This window comes from Rhodococcus sp. NPDC056960 (genome assembly GCF_042674125.1).
Taxonomy (GTDB): Bacteria; Actinomycetota; Actinomycetes; order Mycobacteriales; family Mycobacteriaceae; genus Rhodococcus_F.
Window position 1 is genome coordinate 48,080 of record NZ_JBHURF010000014.1, and the last position, 22,353, is coordinate 70,432.

Annotated in this window: 20 protein-coding genes; 7 read left to right on the forward strand and 13 right to left on the reverse strand. The window is 65.4% G+C overall.

Translation table 11 applies throughout. The features are described 5' to 3' along the window. Nucleotides 1–6: 6 nt before the first annotated feature. The 8 genes from ACFTWF_RS22655 to ACFTWF_RS22690 all read right to left on the reverse strand — a co-directional run bounded on the left by ACFTWF_RS22655 (nt 7) and on the right by ACFTWF_RS22690 (nt 8,956). Nucleotides 7–402: a hypothetical protein gene (locus tag ACFTWF_RS22655; RefSeq protein WP_378463426.1), complete on the reverse strand. Its 396-nt coding sequence runs from the start codon at nt 400–402 to the stop codon at nt 7–9. A gap of 47 nt (nt 403–449) precedes the next feature. Then, entirely contained in the window at nt 450–1,877 is a 1,428-nt protein-coding gene (locus ACFTWF_RS22660; protein WP_378463427.1) for a ParA family protein, read from the reverse strand. Between the two features lie 67 nt (nt 1,878–1,944). Further along, a complete protein-coding gene (locus tag ACFTWF_RS22665; protein WP_378463428.1) occupies nt 1,945–2,625 on the reverse strand; it encodes a hypothetical protein in 681 nt (226 codons plus the stop codon). 74 nt (nt 2,626–2,699) lie between these two features. After that, a complete protein-coding gene (locus ACFTWF_RS22670) occupies nt 2,700–3,332 on the reverse strand; it encodes a hypothetical protein (RefSeq protein WP_378463429.1) in 633 nt (210 codons plus the stop codon). A gap of 27 nt (nt 3,333–3,359) precedes the next feature. After that, entirely contained in the window at nt 3,360–4,979 is a 1,620-nt protein-coding gene (locus ACFTWF_RS22675; protein WP_378463430.1) for a peptidoglycan DD-metalloendopeptidase family protein, read from the reverse strand. Between the two features lie 144 nt (nt 4,980–5,123). Next, the gene (locus tag ACFTWF_RS22680; RefSeq protein WP_378463431.1) at nt 5,124–7,124 is read right to left on the reverse strand and encodes a cutinase family protein; all 2,001 of its coding nucleotides are present in this window, start codon (nt 7,122–7,124) and stop codon (nt 5,124–5,126) included. Nucleotides 7,125–7,157: 33 nt separating this feature from the next. Next, on the reverse strand, nt 7,158–7,772 hold the full coding sequence (locus tag ACFTWF_RS22685; protein WP_378463432.1) for a hypothetical protein: 615 nt from the start codon (nt 7,770–7,772) through the stop codon (nt 7,158–7,160). Between the two features lie 5 nt (nt 7,773–7,777). Then, on the reverse strand, nt 7,778–8,956 hold the full coding sequence (locus ACFTWF_RS22690) for an insoluble domain protein (protein WP_378463433.1): 1,179 nt from the start codon (nt 8,954–8,956) through the stop codon (nt 7,778–7,780). 545 nt (nt 8,957–9,501) lie between these two features. Between ACFTWF_RS22690 and ACFTWF_RS22695 the strand changes: the two genes are divergently transcribed. Both ACFTWF_RS22695 and ACFTWF_RS22700 read left to right on the forward strand, forming a co-directional pair. Beyond that, nucleotides 9,502–10,095, forward strand: coding sequence for a helix-turn-helix domain-containing protein (locus ACFTWF_RS22695; protein WP_378463434.1), 594 nt, complete (start codon nt 9,502–9,504; stop codon nt 10,093–10,095). Beyond that, nucleotides 10,088–10,456: a hypothetical protein gene (locus ACFTWF_RS22700; RefSeq protein ID WP_378463435.1), complete on the forward strand. Its 369-nt coding sequence runs from the start codon at nt 10,088–10,090 to the stop codon at nt 10,454–10,456. Before ACFTWF_RS22695 ends, ACFTWF_RS22700 begins: the two co-directional genes overlap by 8 nt. Here the strand turns inward: ACFTWF_RS22700 and ACFTWF_RS22705 are convergent. The 3 genes from ACFTWF_RS22705 to ACFTWF_RS22715 are packed head-to-tail and all read right to left on the reverse strand — an operon-like array spanning nt 10,413 to nt 12,864. Beyond that, nucleotides 10,413–11,432 (reverse strand): hypothetical protein, encoded by a 1,020-nt coding sequence (locus ACFTWF_RS22705; protein ID WP_378463436.1) that lies wholly within the window; start codon nt 11,430–11,432, stop codon nt 10,413–10,415. The two genes, ACFTWF_RS22700 and ACFTWF_RS22705, sit on opposite strands and share 44 nt — an antisense overlap. Beyond that, nucleotides 11,429–11,920: a hypothetical protein gene (locus ACFTWF_RS22710; RefSeq protein ID WP_378463437.1), complete on the reverse strand. Its 492-nt coding sequence runs from the start codon at nt 11,918–11,920 to the stop codon at nt 11,429–11,431. Before ACFTWF_RS22710 ends, ACFTWF_RS22705 begins: the two co-directional genes overlap by 4 nt. A 44-nt stretch (nt 11,921–11,964) precedes the next feature. Further along, nucleotides 11,965–12,864, reverse strand: a complete 900-nt coding sequence (locus ACFTWF_RS22715; RefSeq protein WP_378463438.1) for a nucleoside hydrolase — start codon at nt 12,862–12,864, stop codon at nt 11,965–11,967. Between the two features lie 191 nt (nt 12,865–13,055). On the opposite strand from ACFTWF_RS22715, the gene ACFTWF_RS22720 reads away from it, so the two are divergent. The 5 genes from ACFTWF_RS22720 (at nt 13,056) to ACFTWF_RS22740 (ending at nt 19,426) form a co-directional block, all read left to right on the forward strand. Next, the gene (locus tag ACFTWF_RS22720) at nt 13,056–13,253 is read left to right on the forward strand and encodes a toxin-antitoxin system (RefSeq protein ID WP_378463439.1); all 198 of its coding nucleotides are present in this window, start codon (nt 13,056–13,058) and stop codon (nt 13,251–13,253) included. A 318-nt stretch (nt 13,254–13,571) separates the two neighbouring features. Beyond that, nucleotides 13,572–15,329 carry a hypothetical protein gene (locus ACFTWF_RS22725; protein WP_378463440.1) on the forward strand — a complete coding sequence of 586 codons (1,758 nt, stop codon included), beginning with the start codon at nt 13,572–13,574 and terminating at the stop codon, nt 15,327–15,329. A gap of 218 nt (nt 15,330–15,547) precedes the next feature. After that, complete coding sequence (locus ACFTWF_RS22730) at nt 15,548–17,437, forward strand: RNB domain-containing ribonuclease (protein ID WP_378463441.1); 1,890 nt, start codon at nt 15,548–15,550, stop codon at nt 17,435–17,437. Nucleotides 17,438–17,849: 412 nt separating this feature from the next. Further along, on the forward strand, nt 17,850–18,563 hold the full coding sequence (locus ACFTWF_RS22735; RefSeq protein ID WP_378463442.1) for a ParA family protein: 714 nt from the start codon (nt 17,850–17,852) through the stop codon (nt 18,561–18,563). Next, nucleotides 18,563–19,426 carry a ParB/RepB/Spo0J family partition protein gene (locus ACFTWF_RS22740; RefSeq protein ID WP_378463443.1) on the forward strand — a complete coding sequence of 288 codons (864 nt, stop codon included), beginning with the start codon at nt 18,563–18,565 and terminating at the stop codon, nt 19,424–19,426. The genes ACFTWF_RS22735 and ACFTWF_RS22740 overlap by 1 nt, the downstream gene beginning before the upstream one ends. Nucleotides 19,427–19,758: 332 nt before the next feature. Here ACFTWF_RS22740 and ACFTWF_RS22745 read toward each other — a convergent pair whose 3' ends face one another. Then, nucleotides 19,759–20,232: a hypothetical protein gene (locus tag ACFTWF_RS22745; RefSeq protein WP_378463444.1), complete on the reverse strand. Its 474-nt coding sequence runs from the start codon at nt 20,230–20,232 to the stop codon at nt 19,759–19,761. Beyond that, nucleotides 20,232–21,326 carry a ParA family protein gene (locus ACFTWF_RS22750; RefSeq protein WP_378463445.1) on the reverse strand — a complete coding sequence of 365 codons (1,095 nt, stop codon included), beginning with the start codon at nt 21,324–21,326 and terminating at the stop codon, nt 20,232–20,234. Before ACFTWF_RS22750 ends, ACFTWF_RS22745 begins: the two co-directional genes overlap by 1 nt. Nucleotides 21,327–22,353: the final 1,027 nt, after the last annotated feature.

Sequence of the window (22,353 nt, forward strand, 5' to 3'; positions counted from 1 at the left end):
GCTGGTTCAGCCGCCGACGACGAAGAGGATGGCGCCGATGATCACGCCGCCGCCGGCGAGGCATCCGAATGCCACCGCTGCGACCTTGGCTTCGGATGCGGCGTCCGACATTTCGGCGCCGTATCCACCGGCCCTTGCTGCCCGCATCTTGTAGATCGCGGTGAAGAACTTGATCGCCGAGGCCCCGAGCAGCACTCCCCAGATGGAGCCGAAGATTCGTACCCACACGTTGTTGAAGGCGGGGCCGAGCAACTCCATGCTCGGTGTGACGCCGTCGGTCGGGTTTTGGATCTGCGCTGCCGCGGGGCCGGCCGTGAGCACCGTCATGGTCAGCACGGTCACCGTCGTCGTGGCCGCGGTGAGCAACCGGCGGGCCGCAGTGCGGCGCGGTGGCAGGGCCATGACTTCTCCTTCGGTGGTTGTCGTGGTGGGTCGGTGAGCTGCGGCGTTCATCGGCGGCGTCCTTTCGGTGGGTTGGTGGTGCGGTCCCACAGCGGGGTGGGTTCCGGGTGCGGTTCGCGGCGCGGGTAGGGCGAGTCGGGTTCGGCGTACCGGACCGGCTGCTGGGGAGAGGACTCGCCGCGGCTGTAGCGTGGTTGCCGCCGCGGCGCGTCCGGTGGGCGCTGCATCTGCTGCGGGGCGTACGAGTCGGACAACGTCTGCGGCCGCCCGTAGGCGCTGTGGGCCAGCAGGTCGGCGATACCGGCGGCCACATTCGTGTAGGCCTCCAGCGTGCCCGCCGCCAGCCGGTCGTGTACGAGACGGTTGCCGGTCGCGAACTGCGGCTCATACGGCACCCGAATCACGTGCTCGATGCCCAGGTGCCCAAACTCTTTCACGATGCCCTCCTCGAGGCTCGGGTCCGATTCGGGGGTGACCGTGGTCAGCACCACCGCCGAGCGCACCAGGTGCTCGAAGCCGCGGGCGGCGATGCCCTCGAGCATCCGGTATGCCTGCTGCGCCATGTCCCGGCGCAGCGGCACCGGCACCACCAGCAGGTCCGAATGCTCGACCGCCCACAGCCAGTTCGGGGCGAGCGGGTTGTTCCCGGTGTCGATGAAGATCAGATCCCGGTGCCGACGCAGCACCGCCATCAGGGCCGCGCACTCGTCCCAGCCGATCCCCCGTTCGCGGATCGTCGAGTTGTCGGCGGCGAGGACTTCGTCGAGGGTCGGTTGCAGGCGCAGGTACCGGCCCAGCACACCGGACACCGCGGCGGCCGAGGCCAGCTCGCAGGCGTGCTCGAGCACGTCCCACGGCCCGAGTTCCGGATCGGTGGTGCGGGCGGCCCGGTCTCCGAGGGTGCCGGTGGCCTCGTTCGCATCCCAGGCGACGACGCCGCGGCCGCGGTGTCGGCCGAAGGTGTTCGACAACGCCAGCGTGGTCGGTGTCTTCCCGGCCCCGCCCTTGAGGCCGAGCACCGATACGACCGAGCAGCCCGGCAGGGACTGCTGGATCCGGGTGATCGAGGTGCGGAACCGGGCCTCGGCCGAATCCGGCTTGGGGAGCATCCGCAGGCCGGTGGCGGCGTTGAGCTTGCCGCGCCATCCCCAGGTGGCGGGGGTGGTGTCGGCGCCGGTGTCGGGGTCGAACAGTCCCGCGCCGGAGCGGACAGGGTAGGGCTCGGTCACCGGTTCCTCGTTCGCGGCCAGGGCGTCCTGGCCGACCGCGTACGGGTCGGCGAATTGCTGGTGGTGGTCGGTCGTGTCGTATTCGGCGGCCGCCGCATCGCCCGTGGCGGCGGGGGTGTCAGGTTCGGGTTCGGGTTCGGGTTCGGGTCGGGTTTGGCGCTTGAGCCGCTGGGTGCGCAGGTTCACTGCGTTCTCGGCGCCGTAGTCGTCGGTGTGGTCGTTCTCGTTTCGCGCTGGTGTGCTCACGAGGGTTCCTTCGGGTGGGCTGGCGAGCGGGTTCTGGGCAGGGTCGTCGGTCATTGGGGACGCCCCGCTACTGCTGGTCAGTGACGAGGAGGTCGGTCAGCCGGATCGCCTGCCATGCCTGGTAACCGGGGCGTTCGCAGTACTCGCACGCCGGGTTGGCGTCGGTGATGTCGAGTTCGAGGGCGACTCCGGCCTTCGCTGCGGTGCCGGCCAACCGGTTTCCGTCGAGGTGCGGGTTGCTGATGTGCAGGAGCAACCGCACCGCGTCGAGGCCTTGCGCCTCGCGGACTTTGCCGGCCAGGAACACCGCCTTGCCCGCAGCGGAGTTGTCCGCCGAGTCCTGATCACCGGCGCGGTAGATGGTGTCCTTCTCGTGGAAGGTGCCGTACCAGGCGGCGTCGTTGACGGCGGCGTCGCTACCGTCATTGACTGCCGGGCCGGGGAGCACCGCGAACGAGCCGCGCTCGTCGCCGGCCGCATAGAGCTCGACCAGCGGGGCTGCGACGGCGGCCGCGGCGACGGCCTGCTGGCGGGCCGCGGTTTCGGTTTCGCGTTGGGTGTCGTAGTCGATGTCGAGCTGCTTGTAGAGCTCGCGCTTGATCTTCGGCCACATCGACCGGGACAGAAGCTTGTTGGTCTGCGCCCAGCTGCGCAGGGCCGCCGTGTCGGCGCCGCGGAGCTCCTCGGCTGCCCCGCGCACCGCGTGCGCGGCCTGGTCCCATTCATCCGCTGCTGTGGCTGTCGCCATTCTCGTGTCCTTTCTTCGGGGGTTTCCGCCCGGTGCCGGGCAGTTCTGGTGGTGTCGTCCGCTGTCGGTGCGGGTCAGCGTTCGGAGATCTTGTCGACCTCCCACTCGTCGGCGGTGCGGCGCAGAAGCACGTTCGCGGTGGTGGATCGGGTGCCGACCTCCCTGCCGTCGGGGGTGCGGGCGGTCTGGGTCACCACGAACACCCGGTACGCCTCGGTGGCGGTTTCCTCGGGGACCAGCTCCGGGGACGCGGCGACGTCGGCGGTGAGCGTGGCGTGTTCGGTGGCCCACTGGTTCCATTGCGCGCCGGGGCCGGTCACCGACGTCGTCGAGGTCACCGCGTCGACCAGGCGGGGCGAGAGCAGCGGGGTGGCCCGCGCGGCAGCGTCGTTGGGGCCGCGGTCGGTGTTGGTGTTCCAGCCGAACCACACCGTCAGCGCGGCCCGGGCGGTGGCGTCGGGGCTGGTCCGGTCGACCCCGGCGGCCTCGGGCGGCAGGGTTCGGGCCGCCGACGGTGGGGTCACATCGGCGGTGGTGTCGGTGCCGGGTGTCCACTGCTGGGCGCGGGCACCGGTCGTCGCCGCCGTGGTCCCGTCGCTGGCCGGCTCCTGCGCGGAGCACCCGGCCAGCAGCACCGCGGCGCACGCGGCGACACTCAGGGCGGCTCGGCGCCGGATCGGGCCGATCGGTGCGGTGCTGCTGGTCATGGGTGGTGTCCTTTTGCGGTGTTGGGGTCAGGCGGCGGTGGGCAGATCGGCGGCGAACGCGGAGGCGGCCCGGCGGGGAATGTTCTTGACGTAGGCGAGGGTTTCGGCGTTCTGGCACACGCCGCCTTGGCGGGCGGTGGCGCCGGGGCCGCAGTTGTACATCGACAGGTAGAGCTCGGTGAGGTCCCCGCGGATCTGTCCGGCGGCGAGCATCTCGGCGGCGATGTCGGCGAGTTCGCAGTCGTAGGCGGCCTGGGTCATCACCGCATCGGGGATGCTGCGGGTGTCCTTGCGGCCGTCCCCGTCCCCGTCGACCGCTTTCGCCGCCCACGTGCCGGGGAGGAACTGGGTGGGCCCGTCCGCGCCGGAGCCGGCGTTGTGCGCGCCCACGTCGAACTGGGATTCGTTCTCGATCTGCGCGGCGATGATCGGGGCCGGGACCTGCGGGCAGGTCGCGGCGGCCCTGATGATCCACGGCTCGAACGCGGGGGGTACCGAACCCGGACGCAGCATTCCGCCACCGGATCGGGGTGCGGGGGCACCGGCGCACGGGCCCGTGGTCGGGGCAGGTGCGGGAGGGCCGCCGGGCACGGCGCCGTAGAGCTGGCCGGGAGCGGGGAAACCGTGCCCGTCGAGGGTGACGTGGACGTGGTCGAAGTGGTTCTGTGTCGGGGATCCACGGTCTTCCATGAGGTTTCCCTCACCGGCGGCGGGCCGGTACTGCTGACGCCAGATGATGTACTGGACGTGGAAGAGGTCCTTGTTCGCCATCACGTAGTCGGCGACCGCATCGCCCAACGCCTTGCCGCCGGGGGTGTCCCAGTTCGGGATCATGATGTCGGCGGCCCGCCCGGAGGGATGGTCGGGAAAGGTGTCCGCAGGGCGCCATCCGCCGATGGTGTCGACCTCGGGGAAGGTCGCGGCTACCGCCCGCGCCACCCGGACGGTGTCGACCTGCCAGTGTGCTTCCGAACCCTTGGTGGCGGACAGTGCCGCCATCTCCGTGTCGCTGGCGGCGGCCAGCCGCACCTGCGGTGCCGGTGGCGCAGGTGCCGCCGGGGTGGGAGCGGCCGAGGCGCCGTGCGAGGCCAGCCACGGCATCGGGTCGATAGCGGTGCCTCCGGACAGGCGCCCGCCGGGCCAGACCTCGAAATGCAGGTGAGAGCCGGTCGATTCCCCATTGCTGCCCATCGCGGCGATGTGCTGGCCCGCGGTGACCTTCTCGCCGGTCTTGACCAGCACCCCGTCGTCGTACATGTGGCCGTAGACGGTCGAGACCTTGCCGCCGTCGATCTCGCTGTCGAGGACGATCCAGTTACCGAACCCGGTCGCCGGTCCGGCCGCCGTGACCACCCCGTCGGCGGCGGCGTAGATCGGTGTCCCGGCCGGTCCGGCGAAGTCCACACCCTGATGGAAGGTGCCCCACCGCGGGCCGAACGGTGAGGACAACTCGTACTGGCCCTCGGCGGCGGGCATCCGAACCGCCCCGGTCGGGCCGGGGGTCGCCGACCGGGTCGGGACACAGTCGGTGGGCGTGGGTGGGTTGTCGCTGCCCAGCACCAGGAACCCGGCCATCACCACCACGGCCGCGAGGACTGCGGCCGTGGCTTTGATGCCGGTGTTCGAGGAGCTGGGTGCATCACCCATCGTCTGGTCCTTTGCGTGTGTCGTTTCCTGGCCCGCCCGGCCGCGAAGGTCAGCAGCAGTGCGCTACCGCGCACTCGGATCTCCGCCGGTGGGAAGCGCTCTCGCCCAAGAGGTGTCCCACCTGCGGATGATGTGAGGTGCCGGCTACCCTCCGATCGCTTTGGTCGCGATGTCCACCACGACCTGCAGAGCGGTGCGTTTCCCGTCGATCAGCCAGGTGTTGTAGGCCTCGTGGACCTTCGATCCCAGAAAGCTTGCCGCGGTGAATCCTTCGTCGAGGAGCGCGGTGAGGTTCATGGCATTGGGTGAGGTCGCTGCGCTGAGCGCGGAGTTGCCCAGTCCCACGAAGTCGCTGTTTGCGGCCTGTGCGCCCATCAGCGTGGTCAGTGCATCGGCGGGGGCGTGCAGCTGTTCCGGAGACATCTTCTGGCCTGGAACGACGACTCCGAGTGCGACGTTCGCCAGGTCCAGCCCCAGTGGCAGCAGTTGTCCGAGCGCGAGGAGATTGCCGGTCTCGGCGACCTGCCAGGCCACTTCCTGAACTTGGCCGATATCGCGCGCCAGCCGGATGACGTCGACGTTCCCGAGCAGATCGAGCACCATCGACGCGATCGCTGCCGTTCCGGACGGGTCCGGGATCAGCCGGATCAGCTGGGAGAGCGATTTCACGTCGACGCCGGCCGCCATCTTGACCAGCGGCGAGAGTTGGTTGTTCAGCTCGCCTGCCACCTGGTGTGCGGCCTTGATGTTCCCGGCCAGCAGATGTCCGACCAGGGCTTGCAGATGCGTCACCACACCCGGGTAGTCCACCGACGTCACACCGGCCACCACGTTCAGGATCTGGTTGATGATGGTCACCGGCTTGATCGCCGAGAGCACCGATGTCGCGGTCTGGAGTTGATCGATCGGGGTGTTCGCGATCGGCGCGAGTCCCGTGGACAACTGCTGCGCCGGTGCGCTCAGGTCCGCATACGAGGCGGGGGTTGCCGCAGCCGTGGTCGGTGCGCCGCTACCCGAAGTGGACGAGAGGATGGTGTTCGCCATCTGCACGACCGAATCGGCGGCATTCAGCACTTTCGGAATGTCGACTTGGTCCAACGTATCGACCACCGAGTTCGTCACCGCCTCCGGCGAATCCGCCGGAGCCTCCCGCAGACCTGCGCGGGCCGCCGGATTCGCGGCCAGCCACGCGCCCGTCTCGGCGATCGGGGCGAGCGTGCCCTGCACGAGCTGGGCCTGCTGACGCACCGCTGCGACATCAACGGACTGCGACATCGAATTCGGAGCCGAGGCGGACTGGAGTCGGTCGACGGCCGAGACCAACGACTGCGCCGCACCCGGTGCGGACGCCAGATCGGCGATCCCGTAGTCGGAGCTCACTCCGGTGATGAACTGGCTGGCGTCGCCGCCGGACGGTGTGGCATTCGTGGTCGTGGCGGTTTCCGAGATCGGGGCGGTCGTGGTGGTGGCGGCCGCGGATGCTGCGGTCGGCGCCACCGCGCCGGGCGGATTGGCCAGTACCCGTCCCAACGAGGCGAGGAACGTGTCCTGGCCGGCATTGGTGTTGCAGTACTTGTCGCCCGGGTTGCAGATATCGAACACCCGGCCCGACAGCGCACCGAACCCTTCGGCTGCGGGGCCGGCGATGCCCTGGCCGTCGAGCTTGGGCCCGACCAGCTGGGAGCCTTTCGTGCCGTTCTTCGGGTTCGCCACCAGCACCACCGAACGGATGGCCGAGGCGGGAACCGGGCCGCGGCCGGCGCCGATGTTCACCGCGACGTCGTTGGCGACATCGGCGCCCTGCGAGTAACCGGCAAGGACGAAACTCGACGCAGGGCAGCGTGCCATCACATTCGATACCGACTGCACTCCACCGGTCTTCGACGTCGCATACGACATGCCGGTTTGCACGAACGCCTGCGCCGCGTAGTTCGGGTACACCGTTTCGATCGAGGCGCCGTAGCGCTTCTCGAGTTCTTCGCCGACCGACCCCAACAGCCCCGCCGGTCGCGACGGATCCGCGGCCGCCGTCGTTTCGGTCGTTCCCGGGACCAGTACCGCGATGAACCGTGCGCAGTCGTTGCCCACGGCCGCGGCCGCCGGTACCGGTGACATCACCGCGGCCGCGGCCGCACCAGCAATCATTACTGCGGTAGAAACCCTTTTCCGCATCATCAGCTACTTCCCCACGGATTCGACGGACGCGATGAACACCCGGCCATCGACCACAGCGGTCGTGACCTTCTGCAGGTACTGCTTCTCTTCGCCACCCGGCGCGTACTCGGTCAACCCGATCGAGTACGTGTCCGGGGCAATACCGGTGACCGTGAGGCAGTACGTCGTCCCTGCCGGGACCGAATCGATACCGCGCTGAACGGCTTCGGCCGAATTGAACGGGACACCCGGTGCGACCAGGGCCCGCACCGCCGCACCGGATCGCTGCACGTAATAGGCGTGCTCAAATGCAGCGATCACGCCCTCTGCACTGGCCTGATCGCCCTGCGCGGCCGGACACCCAAGCTCGGGAGCCGTCGACGTTGATGACGGCGGAGCTGTTGTGGGGGCAACGCTGTCCAGCGAGACCGGGTCACTCGGAGACAGGCGGCTCAGGAACGAGACCACCACGATCACCAGCGCCGCAAGCACCGCCACGACCAGCGCCGTCAGTGCCAGGAACCCGATCCGGCGACTCCGCGGACCGGTACCACCGGCCTGTGCGGTGCCGCCGGTTGCCGACAACACGCGCGAGCTGCGCGCCGCCGGCGCAGTCTTCTTCCAGGGCACGACGCTCACCCGCCCTACACGCCAGCCGGAACGAGTCCCGCGCCGACCGCACCGCTGATCAGTTGCGAGGCCAAACCGGGCGTCGATTCCCCGAAGAATGCATCCACGGCCCCGTCGACCTGCTCGAGCACCTGCTCACCACCCGGCGCAGACGCGGTGAAGTCGCGGACCTGCGTATCAAGCTCCGGTGCCGCCTCGACCGTGTCCTGCACCGCCGACACGACCTGGGAGCCGACAGGATTCGAATCCCACTGCTCGACGACCTGCTCGGTCTGCTCAGTGACCGCGGACTGGTCGATGTCCGGGACCTCGACCACCTTCGGTTCGCCCTTGTCGCCGGCCGCGAGCGGCGTCACCGCTGCAACAGCGAAACCGCCGCCCACCAGTGCCCCACCCGCAGCGGCGGGAGCACCCGCCACTGCCGCGCCGATCCCCGCACCCGCGGCGGTGCCTACGATGCCCACCGGCACCCACCCGAGGCCGGGGAGGAACACGTTGCCCGCGGTCATCCCGGCGAGACCGCCGATGGTGCCGCCGACCAAGGCACCGGCAGTGGCCGCCGTGGCACCCGCGGTGACAGCGCCGACGGTCGCTCCTGCCGCACCGGCGGCGATTTGTGCCGCCGCGATCCGGTCGGCCCGTTCCGTTTCCACGCCGATGGACCGCCACCCTGTCGACACTCCGGACTCGACCAGTGCGAGGGAGTTGTTGGTCCGGTCCTTGTCCCCGTTGGTGACCCAATTCGGCTGCTTGACGTGCAGCTCCCCGATGCGCAGGGTGTCGCGCGGCGCGATGAACGGCTTTGTCGGTTCGACCGGCGTCGGCAGATGCAGCTCCTCGAACTGCACCGGCGCGAGATAGTAGTCATCGGGTGCCACGTATGCATTGGAGTCGTAGTCGTAGTTCGGAATCGCCTGATACTCGATCTCCTGGGCGGGCGCCGGACCCCAGTACACCGGCTCGGGTTGGGCCGGTTCGGAAAACTCCGCTGGTGCCAGCTCGATGGGCGTCGACGGTGTCGAAGTGATGCCTGCCTGCTCTGCCGGAGCTTCTGGTGTCGTGATCCCGGGCTGATCAGGTGCGGCGCTGGCCAGCCCGTTCGTGGTCAATCCGATCACTACTGTCACCGCGCCGAGGAGTGCAACCCTCTGCGTTTTGAGGTAGTGCCGCCCGCCGGATTCGTTGTGGCTCATACGTTTCCCTTCGTTGTGTCGCGTGTAATCCGCTACCGCGTGAGTACTTCAGGCTTCGGGGAGGACGGTGGAGGAAGATTGCGAAAGTCCATACGTGAACGCCCTCACGAGAGGAGTGAGGGATCGGGATGGCGGCGGGGTGAGCGTCGCCAATGAGACAAGTCAGAAGCGGGGATCAGCGAGTGCCCGACCGGGCACGTCGGATGGCCAGGCAAGTGCAGCTGGTGACAACTGTGGTCGGGTGCCCGACCTGGGCAATACCCGATATGGGTATAACCGAATGCCCGAGGTCATCGGGTCCGAGGTCTTGCGGCATGGATGCGCATGCTGAAGTCGGTTGGCCACCTCCAGGCTCCTCCCCTGAGCGTCTCTGTACCTCGCTTAAACACCGTCGTCCGTGCGCTTACGTAACGTACATAAATTGGCGATACGAATGTACCTAATTGTTCGATGTTTACGCAACGCTTATATAAGGTCGGGATATGACGTGCTGCGCGGGAGTACTGGAGTCAAAGACGCTTCTCTTCTTTAAGTACGCTGCTTCCATGCCCGACATGCAGCAGTTCGCCGATGTGGTCAATCTGCGTCGACGTCAGTTGGGGCTAAGTCTTGCCGCGGTAGCCACCCAGGGCGGGCCCTCTGAGCCGACGATGGTGCGGATTGAAAGTGGGGAGTCACCGCCATTGCGTGTCGCGACGTTCAAGAAGCTCGACCACGTGCTGCGGTGGGCCGAGGGAAGTGCTGCGACCGCGTACGAGGGTGGCGAGCCAACACCCTTGGGCTCCGAGGGGGTCAGTGCGCCAGCTGGTGAGGTATCGATTACTTACTCAGCATTGGGCGAACTTGTTGAGGTGAGCGCCGAGCTTCGCCGACTTGCCAACGATATAGAAGAGCCCGAGCTGTCTGCCGCTGTCGACCGCTTACGAACGTTGATCTCTCCGCATATAGGCAGAGTTGCATCTGCCATGCTTCGAGATCGAGGAGAACAGGGACACGTCAGCCCGACGTGGGTGGCACAAGCCCTTGACGAATTTTGGTCCGTCCCCCCAGACGACATCACCCCGGCCCGAACGAAGGCCAATATTCGACGTCGTTCTCTGGCCCACGACCTGACAAAGGATGATGATGCAGATGTCTGAGGGAGTCACCGACAACCAAAAAGTTGAGTTGCTTCTCAGCGTCACGGCGCTTAGTAGTGGTGAAGTTGCGGCCGCGCTCGGTTGCAGTGAGCAGGCTCTTTTGGCTGGCAACCTCACATCGGACCAGCAGCATCGGTTCGTTGAGATCAGCGGCGTCTTCAACGACAGAAGCACCGCTCACGCCACGTACTTCGGAATGCCTGGCGAGAATGACGCCTATACCGAACTCCGGCTGTTGAAGGTGCTGGTCGCTGCGGGACCCGAGTGCGTTATGTTGCGTGGGTCTGCTAACGCGAGTCAGCGCAAAGCTCTCCTGGTCAGTCTCGAAGAGATCGGGAATCCCAGCGTCGCGCAAGATTGATGACATCGGCTGCGGTGACGCGGGAATCGGTGAGGGTCTTCGGGCGCGGCATGCTAGGGCTGGAGTGTAGATCTGTGAAGGTGACTGTCGTGGGGTCTAGTCCGAGGGCATAAAGGGTGTCAATGCATTCCGTGATCATTCGAACTGTGCGCGCGTCTGGGTCGAGGTCTTTCATATCGAGCCTTACGTGCGGCGCGGCATCGGTCAGGTCTCCCCACAGAACTTGAAGTTCGGTGACATTGACGGATGAATGGCTGACAGCACTTTCACCACTCGTTCGCCGCATCACCGCTGTTACACCGACCAACGCCACCACCAACGTGAAGTACGCGAAGAGATTTCCGTTTGAGTTCCGCTGGAACTGCTCGACCGGTCCAATATCGCCGGCGGCGGCACGAATTGCGTACCACAACAGCGTTAGCGCATTGAGGCCTGTGGCCAGGAAAAGGGCAACGACTGTAGCCGAAGGCGCGAGCAGTCCGCGGTTCGGCCTGTCGGTTCGGATCGCAGCGGCGAGAACTGTCGCGGCATACGCTTCGAACACGACGATCGAGCCTGCATAGATTGTGAAATACGCGATCGCGATGCCCTGCGGATGCACTGCTTCGATGACATGGTCACGTTGACCAGCCAACCCGTCGAGAGCGATGAGACCAGCTGAAGCAGCGACCACCCCGGAGACGAGGCGGGCGGGCCGTAGACGTTTCGCTGCACTTGCTGCTGCCCAGGCTGCAACCGCGGCTGCTATGACACATAGGATGTGTGCAGCCAACCGGACGGTGCGGGCATCGAGGTAGAAGGTGAGCGCGTCGTTGATGGGACCAGTCTTGAGGGTGTCTACCGCGGTGAAGCACAGGATGAGCACGGTGACGATCCGCGCGTGTCTGCTGCGGACCAGACCGAAACGGGAGATCACAACGAACCAGGCAAAGATGAGGATGCCTAGATCGAGAGCGAGTGGCAGATGGTTTCTCATCGGCTCGCGTAGGCCTGAATCATGTTGCTGGCGCAAACGATCTGCACAGAGCTACGCAACGCTTTGAAGTCCAGATCATCGAATAGGGTCAGAACCAGCAGTTTGGTAGCCAGGTACTCGGCTCCGTACTCCGCGATCGTGTCGTATTCGGTTCGTCTGAGTGCATCCTTGAGGAGCTCCGGAGAAAGGGACGGGAACCATGCGGTCAGCATTTGGTCGTCCAGTACTTCGGTCATTCCGCAGCTATGGTCCAGAAGGATGTGTGCTAGTTCGTGGCAGATGATCAGGGTGGCCCGCCACGATCCTGCCCGGTGATCGTAGAACACATAGTCGGTCTTGTTCCGGGTGCGCAAAAGGAATCCCGAGGGCCGATCCTCCAGGCCTGAGACCGGGAAGGGCACAAGCACGACCTGTCTTCCGGTGCGGTCGGCGCAGAACTGACGCAGGCCCTCCACGGTCACCGCTTGATGGCTGAGCGCCTGTGCCACTATGCGTCGCGCCTTTAGTCGCGTCAGATACCGCCGTAGGCCGATCATTGTGATCCCCGCCGCAGCATCATCCGGACTGCTGTTGAATCAATTCCTGTCGCAAAGTGATGAGGACCTGGGCCTACCACCCTCACTACGGGTCCGGCCCCGTAGCTGTCGGTGACACCGAGCCGGCCCGACGCTGTCGCAAGACCAGCTGCCACCGCGTCTACCAAGCACGAAGCTGTGACGCCATCGTGCGCCGGAACTCGCCAATCCTTCTGAGGGTCATACCCGTAAGACGCTCCCCTACTAACCCCGTAGTCCTGATGTACTCGACGAAGAATTCTGCTGGCCTCCTCGGCGCCGAAGTCGTCGCTGGTGAGCAGCACGGTACGGGTGACGTCGATTCCGATCCAGAGTGCGGGTAGTTCCGAGGCTGCGACATGTTGAGAGGCCGCGGGATCGTGCCGAGTATTGGTATCGCCGACCTGTCGCAACCATTCACTAGTGCTCGCGCCGTGGCCACCCATGATCACTATTCGTTTGAGCAACTCGGGCAACCGCGGCTCAAGCGTGAGGGCCGCTGACAGATTGGTCAAGGGCCCGATACACAGCATTTCTCCCTCGCCTGGATGGTCACGAGCGAACCGAACGATCATCTCTACCGCGTCAGTTGAACCAGCCCACTGCGGCCGCGGCGCCTCTGTACCACCGAGGCCATCCGGCCCGTGAGCGTCGCCGCGCCGCCAAGAAGCGTGTGGTTGAGACCCGCTTGCAATTGGTATATGGGTTGCCTCGACGATGTCGAGTACATATCGGGCATTCGCCGCTGCTTCTTCCGCAGTGCAGTTTCCCCATGTCGTCGTGACACCTGCTAGTTCGACGTCTGCCGACCTGACGAGAAAGGCCAGTGCGAGCGCGTCGTCCACCCCACAGTCGCTGTCAACTAGAACGTGTCGCAAATTGGATCTCCCAGAAATAGTTAAGTGCCATATCGCTCACTTACCGCTAACATACGCGGAGGAAGGGAACGACTCACTCTGATACGGCAGCAACAATATCTGGATCTACTCAGCGTGTCGGTGCGGCATTGGCGGTCCAATCTGGACCAGGATGGACGCCGTAGAGAAGGCTTCAAGGCAAGGAGATTCGGATGGCGATGCCAAGCAAAGGCGACCGTGGTCGTTTGGGCCGTGTGCCGACTGCCGTCTACAGCGATCTCGAAAAGCTGGCAGAGGAGGCTGGGGCTAGCTCAGTCAGCCAGTACGTCTCCGACTTGTTGTCCCTGCATACCGGGCATCCCGAGCTGGTGCGCGAACTGGACCAGGGGGTGTTGCCGCTCTCCGCATAAGACGCGAAAGCGAGAATCCGACACCAAAGGATGACTCGCGAGCAGCTACATACTTACCTGCGGTACCGCTGACCAGCTGAGAAACCAAAAACCCCCGGCGGGTAGGCCGAGGGCTTTCGAGGTTGGTGAGAGTCGAGTTACCAGCTCGAATCTCAGTGGTACTGCTGTTTCCCCGAAGGGACTGTCTTGGCGGACATGTCTCAGGGTACATCGTGCCCTGAAATAGAGACAAGATTGAATGCTCGTGTCGGGTCGATGGAGCCGACACCGGACAACAGTTGGCGCCGTATTGCGCCACTACTAGCTGCTCGTCGGTCTATGCGGCTCTACGACGTGACGCAGCGTGGCTTCGCTTCCGCGCGTCCATTGACGGCGAAGCTTCCAGCAGTTCCGGCGGCCGTCCCGTTGTTCTCGCGCGGCCGAGCCCGCGTCATCGCCCTCGACTTCGACTCAAAACACCACGGCCCCGATGCGGTCATCGAAGACGTCAACCGTGTTCTGGGGTGGTTCGAAGAATGTGGGGGCCGAACCGTCGTCGATGTGTCGAGCAGCGGGGGACGACACGTCTTGGTGCCACTCGCGCCAGGACAAACTGTCGCCGTCGATGAACTCCGGCCGCTGTTGAACCAGCTGGCTGCACGTCTACCGACTCTCGACATCACTCCCATGACTAATGCGGCCACCGGCTGCATCACGGTTCCTGGGTCGCGGTGCCGCGAAGGCGGCTACCGCCAGCTTGTCGACGACCTCGCATCGGTCGTGGACACCTTGACGGTCGGGTCCGAACCCGCCACGATCACCCGCCTCGCGACCTTGCTCGGTGGTTACTCCACGCACCAGGTACGTGCCCGCGGCGTCAAAGCAGAGATTCACGCATCAACCGTGACCGAACGCGTTATCGGTGTAGGTGATCAAGCTCGGCTTCATCCAAAGTTCTGCCGGACAACCTCAACCCCTCCTGCTGCGGTGACCACATTTGCCGCGTCGGGCCAGCTCGATACCACACGATGGCTATCTCGTTCCGAGGCGCGCCAGTCGGTCATCGCGCACGCAGTGCTAGCCGGCGCCACCGCGGCCGACATCGCTGGCCGCTCTCACACCCCCGAATGGGCAGGCGTGAAAGCGGCCTACGCCCACTACCGCAACCCGGACCGCGCCATCCGCCGCGACGCACTGCGCGCACTCGACTGGGCCGCATCGACCCTCCCAGACCCAGTCCGGGATACGGGGCACAAGCAAAAGCACACAGGGGGGACTCACAGTCCGATCCTTAGGAACTGGCTGCAAACGGCGACCAACTGGGTGACCCGTGAATACAGCAGCCGTAGAGATCGCTGGACTACCCATGCGGTTGTCCAAGCTCTTGCGTGGGCGTCTGCAGTGGCGGGGCAGGTAGTTGAAGGAGTACCTGTGGTGGGCGTCGGAGGTCGTTCGCTGTCGATCGCGGCAGGGATGCTTCCGGAAACAACGGTGTGGTCGGTACTGGAGCGACTCAGGGAGGCCGAAGGTTCTCCGCTGCTATTGATTGAACGAGGAGTCGGGCAGAATCCTGACCGTTACGCGCTCGTCACTCCCCGGTGTGTGGGCGAATCCGAGAGAGTTGCTGAGAAGTCTTCACTAAAGACAGAGTTGGAGTCGGTGCATCCAGCGTGGAGTGTAGTTGGGTGGCGCCACAAGGCTCTTTACGATGCTGTGGCAGCTTCGGCTGAACCGTTAACTTCAGAAGAGCTGTTTGAACGGGTATCGATCGGACGAAGCAGTGGATACGAAACGCTGCTGGACCTCAAAGTTGTCGGACTGATCGCTTCTGTAGAAAACAAGATCATGCTGGGTTCGGTTGATCTTGACACTATCGGTTATCGGTATGGCTTGACTGGCGCTGTACGGGCGCGGATTGTCCGGCATCGCGCCGAGCGAATCATTTGGCGTGAATGGCTCGCTGCGCGTGAAGAAGCACGCACCCCTGCCGAGCCCTCACTCACCCTCTTCGCGGTTGTTGAAGACGCTTCGCATCCCCCTGCCGAGGCGTATCACGTAGCAGTGATGGATAGCGGTCCACCTGACTGGCCAAAGTAGATATCGAGTTCGGAGTCGGTGAGTTCAAACGCGTGTGGGAAGTTGGTTGGAACGAGTCCGGGTCGTGTCCGTCTTGTCCATTGTTTACCGCGGTAAACAATCGACAAGACGTCGATTTTCGACAAAGCGCAGGTGATGACGCCGCCGCGCGTCTCGGACACGTTTGACGGAGTTTGGTTATCGTCGGGAGGCGTGCGGACACGAGGGGGTAAGCGACTATGACAACTTCGACAACGACCGACATGTCGACGCTGCTGATGATCGATTCCGCGTTCGCGCGGGACCGGGACGACGCTTTCTCCGTCATTCCCTTGGGTGGTGGGCGTGGGTGGACGGTCGAGGTTCATATTGCGGGCGTCTGCGACGTCGTCGAGCTCGGGTCGGTGGCCGACGAGCAGGCGTTCCTGCGGGCTGAGACTCGGTACCTGCCGAATCGCACCATTCCGATGCTCGGCGAGGCGGCCGAACAGGCCGCCACCCTCACCGCTGACGGCAGCCGTACCAGCCTGCGGGTCACCGGCACCCTCACCCCCGGCGGTCAGTTGGTCGACGTTACCGTCGGCCGCGGGCAGATCCCGGTAGGCCGGTGCGTGGCGGTCGATCACGCTGAAGTCCCGGGCATCTTGGCCGACCCTCGGCATCCGCTGCACTCCCAGTTGGCCGCGGCGGATGCGGCCGCGCAGGTGTTGCTGGCCGCTCGCCGCGCCGGCGGGGCGCTGGCGTTTTACGACCTCACTCGCGGCTGGGCGGCGAATGAGGACGGCGCCATTGTGGCGATCCCGGACGCGCTGCGGACCGTCGCGTACGTCATCGTCCAAGAGTTGATGATCGCCACCAATGAGGCGGTGGCGTTGTGGTGTGTCGAGCAGGGGTTGCCGGTCCTGTTTCGCAATCACCGCGCCAACCCGGTCGCCGGCAGCACCGACGAGCTGATGACCGAGATCGCCGCCGCCTCGGGGGATCCGGACCTGTTCGCGAAACTGCGGGGCCGGCTGCTGTCGACGTTGCGGGCCGCGGTCTACGAGCCGACGGTGCACGGTCATTACGGGCTGCGTCTGAGCGCGTACACCCATGTCACGTCGCCGCTGCGGCGGGTGGCGGATCTGATCAATCAGCGGATCATCGTCGCCCATCTCGACCGCTCCCCCGCCCCGTACACCGGCGATCAACTGGCGGCCCTCGGTGCGGACCTGAACCGGCGTACCCGCGCCGCGCGGGAGGCGAAGAAGAACCGTTTCAAGCACGCCGATCAACGTCTCGTGGCCCAGGAGGCGGCACGCGATCTCGCAGCTCTCGATGCCCGCACTTTCCACAAGGTCCTCAAGGCCGAAGCTGCCGGACTACTTCGGGCCGAACTTGCCTCGGAGCTCGCGCGCCGGGTCGACGCCGACCTGTTGACCGCCCCGGACGTGGCGGTCCTGATCGACGCCGCCGACCGCAGCTGGCGTCCGATCCAACTTCGCGTCCTCGATACCCTCGCCGACACCCACCCGGAGATGGCGCCCAGTGTGGTGTCGGTGTGGCGGCAGGCCCACCCGGACCAACCTCCGACCGATCTCGAGATCCGGCGCAACGGCGCCGACCATAATCCGCTGTTCGCGGCCCGCGCCACCCATCTGGGCATCCGCGGTCCGTGGGCCATCGGCTCCGCGAAGAAACCGGCCGAACAGGCCGCCCTCTGGGCGGCGGTGCGCGTGCAACTGACCGGCACCGAACCCGTTGACACGGAGCCGGACTGGCCCACCACACAGCACGCCCCGCAACCGGCACCGTCTCCGCAGCCGACGACTCCCCCACCGGTGCCGCATGATCCGGGTTCCGCTGTCGCCACGGAACCGCACTGTCCGACCGACCCGGGCGTACTGAACCTGGAGGGGACCAAGAAGTCCAAGGCCCTGTCCAACCCCACCGCCTGGCTGATGAGCCTCGCCCAGAACAACCACCAGCCACCACCTGAGTGGGAGTTCCACACCGACGGGCCCGCGCACGCACCTCGTTTCACCGCCACCGTGCACCTCGCCGGCCACCATGCCGCCGCCGACGCAACCACAAAGACGGCGGCGAAGACCGCATCGGCCGCCGCACTCGTCGAGGCACTGTTCGCATAGCGCCGACACTGAGTATGTCCGTTTTGTCCGTTGTTTACCGCGGTAAACAACGGACAAAACAGACATTTCGAGGTGGAACTGGTTGCCCGGCTCAGGGCGCCTGATGCCAACTCAACAGATCTGATGCGGCTGGCGAGTTCGCGATACCGCCCCGGATGAATCCGATGCGGGATCGACCTGGGCGCCGACCGACGTCCTGGGGCGCGTCCAACCGTCCGCCGAATGCAATCGGCCGAGCGGAACGTCGGCGCATCGTTGCGGCATCAGTTTCACGGAGCCAGGAGTACTGATGATCCGCGCGTCATTCCGGTGTGCGGCAGCGTGTCGGACCCGACGCGCCCGCCCGGTGCCGTACCGTCCACCCGGTCCGAAGTAGCCCACACCGGTGGGTGAAGCACACGGAAAGAGTCTCATGGCCATTCAAGTTCTTCTCAGCCAGAAGGGCGGCGTCGGCAAAAGCACCATCACGGTCAATCTCGCCGCCGTCTCCGCCGATGTCCTCAACCAGGACGACGATCCCGACGCCACCTCCCCCGTCGCCGCGGTGTCCATCGACCCGCAGGGATCGGCGATCTGGTGGGCGGACCGCCTCGACAACCTGCCGTTCCACATCGTGCAGGCGCACGACGACCTCACCGGCCTCCGACGCCTCGGCGAGCTTCCCGGCATCGAGGAAACCTACGTCGACACCCCCGGCTGGATCGACCTCTCCGGCGCCGACGACACCTCCGACCCGCTCGGCCGCGGCCCCGCCGCCGACGCCCTGCGGGCGGTGCTCGAGGTCGCCGATCACGTCATCGTGCCGATGGAAACCGAACCGCTCTGCTTCGATCCGACCGCCCGCACCATCCGAAAAGTCCTCGAGCCCCGCGGCATTCCGTTCACGGTGGTGATCAACAACTGGGATCCCCGCGACGGCAAGCTCGACCTCGAGGAAACGAAGGACTTCGTCCGGGCGAACAAGTGGCCGCTGGCGAAAACCGTGATCCGGCATTACAAGCTGCACGCCCGGGCAAGCGCCGACGGCCTGGTCGTCACCGAATACCCCGCCAACCGGGTGGCACTACAGGCCCGCGAGGACTTCTACCGACTGGCGCTGGAACTGCGGATCGGCGGTGGTCGGTGATGGCACGCGGCACCCGCACCAACCTCGCCACCCTCGCCGGGGTCGTCGGTGAGAACTCCCCCGTCGACCGCCCGACTGCCTCGGCAACGCCGACCAACGTTCCGCTGAGCGAGCTGGCACCGAACCCCCGCAATCCGCGCGAGGACCTCGGCGACCTCAAAGATCTGGTGTCGATCACCCGCACCCAGCTGCAGCCCGCCCTTGTCGTGACCCGCGACGCCTATCTGCGGTTGTATCCGGAGGACGAATCCACGATCGGGCTCGCCCGGTGGGTGGTGATCAACGGTTGCCGGCGTCTGGCCGCCGCGGAGAACTTCGGGCGCCCCAACCTCGACATCGTCGTCAAGGACGAGGTCGCTACCGACCGGGAGACCCTGCTCGCCGCGGCGGTCATCGAGAACGTCGGCCGCCGCGACTTCGACGTCATCGAAGAGGCCAAGGCCGTCGAGCTCCTGATCAAAGAGTGCGGAACCGTGGAGAAGGCGTCCCTCAAGCTCTCCAAGTCCAAGGGCTGGATCTCGCAACGCCGGTCCCTGCTCAACCTCGCACCCGCACTGCAAACCGCGCTGCGTAACGGCGAACTCGCCGTCCGCACCGCCCGCTCACTCGCCCAGGTGCCACCCGAGGCACAGGTCCAAGCCTGGGCCGCCGAACGAGAACGGGAACACAAGAACCCCGACCCGAATCCCACACCTGAGCCCGAAAACCGTAAGCCGGCACGAGCTCCGGTCACCGCCGCGAAGGTCACGCGCACCTTCCGCCGCATGGAGGCCGACCCCGTGACGCTCGCCGACGCCCTGGTCGACTACCTCGACGCCGACGGTCTGCAGACCCTCATTCAGGCACTCACCGAACGACACTGACTCAGGATCTGTACCGGGCTGGGCCACTACGGTGAACAGCCCGGTACAGAAATGCGCAATCCTCATCTGGAAGCGTTAGGTTTCCCGAGCGGACGACCTAACGCTTCCGGCGACACCCGCACGTTTCACCCCCAATGCTTGCGTCACCTCCTTGCCGGTGAGCAGTAGCTGAAAGCCCCAGACATCGCTGCGTTAGCTGTTACCGAACCCGGCTGAGGAGGCGAAAACGGGCTGAGCGCCGTTCTGCGGACGTCACACTCTTCCCTCGGACAGCAATATCCCCGGGAGACATCGGGTCTTCCGGGGATATTCGTGATAACTGCGTCGTGCTGCTAGCTGGTGCGGCGGCGGCCGTCTGATGGCAGCAGATCCTCGAGCCGATCGTTGTACTTCTCGTTCTCGGCGATCGCCTCCAGGCCCAGTTTGACTAGGGCAATGACCATTCCGTTGTCCGATGGGCGGCGACCGAGTCGGCGCTTGCGCTCCCTCTTGTTCCGGTCGCCGTACCAGTCGTCACAACCGTCCTGGAACAGAGCCTCGACATCGCTGGACCATTCGACGCTCTTGCGCAGCTTGTCGGTCGACTCCGTCGCGGCGGGCTTAGGTGCCTTCTTCGAAGCTGACTTCTTCGCCGGTACGGCAGGCGCTGCGGGGGCAGCTTCCGGGGCGGGCGTCGTATCGGGCACCGACGTCAGCGGTGCGGCCGTGGTTTCCTCCGCGACCCCGGGGGCGGCGGCTGCGACGGTCGCGGGTGACGGTGGCGCGGTATCACCGAACCGGTTCGGGCGGGCACTCTGCAAAGCCATCAGTGGACTCCCTCGGGGGTAGAGACCATCGCGGCCTCGGGATTGAACTTCAGGGGCGATTCGAACAGGACCTCTCGCATCACCGGGGGCATCGGCTCGGCTTCCAGCTTCGCGATGACGTCCTCGTAGCGCGTCGGCACAAGCAACGCCATCAGGTTCAGCGAGTGCCGCATATAGGCGGAGATCAAGCGGAACTGGTTCTCCGAATTGACCTTCGGCTCCCCCACCACGGTGTACAGGCTGGGCAGCACACTCGCGACGGATTCGCCCCGGGAGTTCGCTGCCGCAACGAATGCGGCCTCGGTGATCGCGGGTGTCCACACGCCGGAGGCGAACGCGGCTCTGGGGTCGTCCTCCGGGAATCCGGAGTCGGCCCAGATCGTCGAGACCCATTCGACGGTCTCCTGCATGCCAGTCTTATGTTCGCTGGTGCGGTTGACCTTGGTGAACACCACGCCAGCCGAGGCCAGCGGGTGCCGCCACGCCTCCGCGAACTGACGGACAGCCTTCACGCCGTCCGCAAAGCCGACCGTGCCGAGCATCTCTGGATGCGCTGGGAAGATCGCCCACCCGGACGAGAGGATCGACAGCTCGGTGGTGGCGCCCGAGGACGGCGGGCAGTCGATCAGGACGATGTCGTAGTCCTCGGACAGACCGGACTCGTGCAGGCCCTTCCACATCCGGAGGTGTGAGGCTGCCGGCTTTTCGTCGGAGATCGCTTGGAGCGTCCCACCTGGTGACGGGATGACGTCGATCTTCCCGCCGGCGATGAGTGCGCCGCCGAGCTTCCAAGGTCGGGCGGTGTCGGGCTGCCATGGTTCCGCCGCGGTGTGCACGCACAGTCTCGGGTCGACGTCACCTTTGATGAGGTCGGCAACCGAGTACGGGTGCTCAGCGGTCGGCGCCGTCCCGGTGAGGGTGGTCATGCCGCGGCTGGTGTCGGCGTCGGTGACCAGAACCTTGAATCCGAGGTTCGCGAGGAACATGGCGTACTGGCCTGTGGTGGTCGTCTTGGCGACGCCTCCCTTCTGGGAGGTCGTCGAGCAGGTCTTGTCGAGCGCGGCGTCGGCCTGCTCGCGGGTGAGGGTGGTCATCGTGCCCCTCCCCCACTTGCGCGGCCGGCGAGCTGCGACATCGGTGAATGCTGCATCGCGGATCCGTTCTGGTGGTTGTTTTGTGGTGCGAGAACCGTAGAACCCAGGTTCTCCACGACATCCGGGGTTCACAGGTGCTGGTGGTAGCGCGTGACACCTGTGACTCCTGGGTTACGTGCGCACAAAGGGTAACGCGTGGGTTCGGTAACTCCCGGGATTGACGCGGTCTGCGTGAGTAGCGCGATACCCACTCCTCCTGCAGTCCCGTCAAATTGTGCTGGTCACAGGGGTCACGGGTTGCCTGTGATTCATGCAACTCCCCTGCGTCCCGCGTTTCGCGTGTCGCGAGGGAATTCCGCTCATCACGCGAGATGCTGGACTCCCTAAATCCATGGGATTCCCTCATTTGGTGGCCGTGACATGAAGCCCGAGATATCAGTGATACCCGCGTATCCCGTCCATCCCCCAATGAAGGTGACTCCTGTATCTAACGGTTGTCGAGTGGTTAGCAGGAACCCCACTTCTCCACTTGTTCACGCATGAAGCGTCGGGCCCACTGCACGCGTTGATACCGCGGAACCTGTTGCTCCCGGGATTCGTGTTTTCCCCGAGTATTCCGTCAGATGTGTGGTACCCGGATGATCCGTTGTGGGTTGGTTATGCACATGTCCAATTGGTGACATGAGATCCACTGTGGACTGGTTACACAAGTATCGCGCATGAAGCGGTTCCAGCGTTCAGTCCGTTGAACGGGCGTTATGCGGGACTAGCCCAACTCATGGTGTGGGCGGGAGTCGCGTGAAATGCAGGAGGCTCACATTTGGGTGATTATGTGTGAGATACGTGATTCACGTATCTCACGGGTAATCCAGGGGATGTGTGCAATCCGGGAGATGGGTAGGTGTGCTTGTCGCGGTGAATGGGGGAGTGGCACGGGATGGGGGTGTCACGCAATCCGGGGCATTCATGGGCCAGGCGGGTCTTCTGGGTGATGCGGTTTTCCTGTCAATGGCGCGATCCACGGGAA

Excerpts from the sequence above, each read along its gene's own strand:
- ACFTWF_RS22655 (WP_378463426.1), bottom strand. The coding sequence starts at position 402 with ATGGCCCTGCCACCGCGCCGCACTGCGGCCCGCCGGTTGCTCACCGCG.
- ACFTWF_RS22680 (WP_378463431.1), bottom strand. The coding sequence starts at position 7,124 with ATGATTGCTGGTGCGGCCGCGGCCGCGGTGATGTCACCGGTACCGGCG.
- ACFTWF_RS22745 (WP_378463444.1), bottom strand. The coding sequence starts at position 20,232 with ATGGCTTTGCAGAGTGCCCGCCCGAACCGGTTCGGTGATACCGCGCCA.
- ACFTWF_RS22735 (WP_378463442.1), top strand. The coding sequence starts at position 17,850 with ATGGCCATTCAAGTTCTTCTCAGCCAGAAGGGCGGCGTCGGCAAAAGC.
- ACFTWF_RS22695 (WP_378463434.1), top strand. The coding sequence starts at position 9,502 with ATGCCCGACATGCAGCAGTTCGCCGATGTGGTCAATCTGCGTCGACGT.
- ACFTWF_RS22725 (WP_378463440.1), top strand. The coding sequence starts at position 13,572 with ATGCGGCTCTACGACGTGACGCAGCGTGGCTTCGCTTCCGCGCGTCCA.
- ACFTWF_RS22675 (WP_378463430.1), bottom strand. The coding sequence starts at position 4,979 with ATGGGTGATGCACCCAGCTCCTCGAACACCGGCATCAAAGCCACGGCC.
- ACFTWF_RS22730 (WP_378463441.1), top strand. The coding sequence starts at position 15,548 with ATGACAACTTCGACAACGACCGACATGTCGACGCTGCTGATGATCGAT.
- ACFTWF_RS22665 (WP_378463428.1), bottom strand. The coding sequence starts at position 2,625 with ATGGCGACAGCCACAGCAGCGGATGAATGGGACCAGGCCGCGCACGCG.
- ACFTWF_RS22700 (WP_378463435.1), top strand. The coding sequence starts at position 10,088 with ATGTCTGAGGGAGTCACCGACAACCAAAAAGTTGAGTTGCTTCTCAGC.
- ACFTWF_RS22740 (WP_378463443.1), top strand. The coding sequence starts at position 18,563 with ATGGCACGCGGCACCCGCACCAACCTCGCCACCCTCGCCGGGGTCGTC.
- ACFTWF_RS22750 (WP_378463445.1), bottom strand. The coding sequence starts at position 21,326 with ATGACCACCCTCACCCGCGAGCAGGCCGACGCCGCGCTCGACAAGACC.
- ACFTWF_RS22690 (WP_378463433.1), bottom strand. The coding sequence starts at position 8,956 with ATGAGCCACAACGAATCCGGCGGGCGGCACTACCTCAAAACGCAGAGG.
- ACFTWF_RS22705 (WP_378463436.1), bottom strand. The coding sequence starts at position 11,432 with ATGAGAAACCATCTGCCACTCGCTCTCGATCTAGGCATCCTCATCTTT.
- ACFTWF_RS22670 (WP_378463429.1), bottom strand. The coding sequence starts at position 3,332 with ATGACCAGCAGCACCGCACCGATCGGCCCGATCCGGCGCCGAGCCGCC.
- ACFTWF_RS22720 (WP_378463439.1), top strand. The coding sequence starts at position 13,056 with ATGGCGATGCCAAGCAAAGGCGACCGTGGTCGTTTGGGCCGTGTGCCG.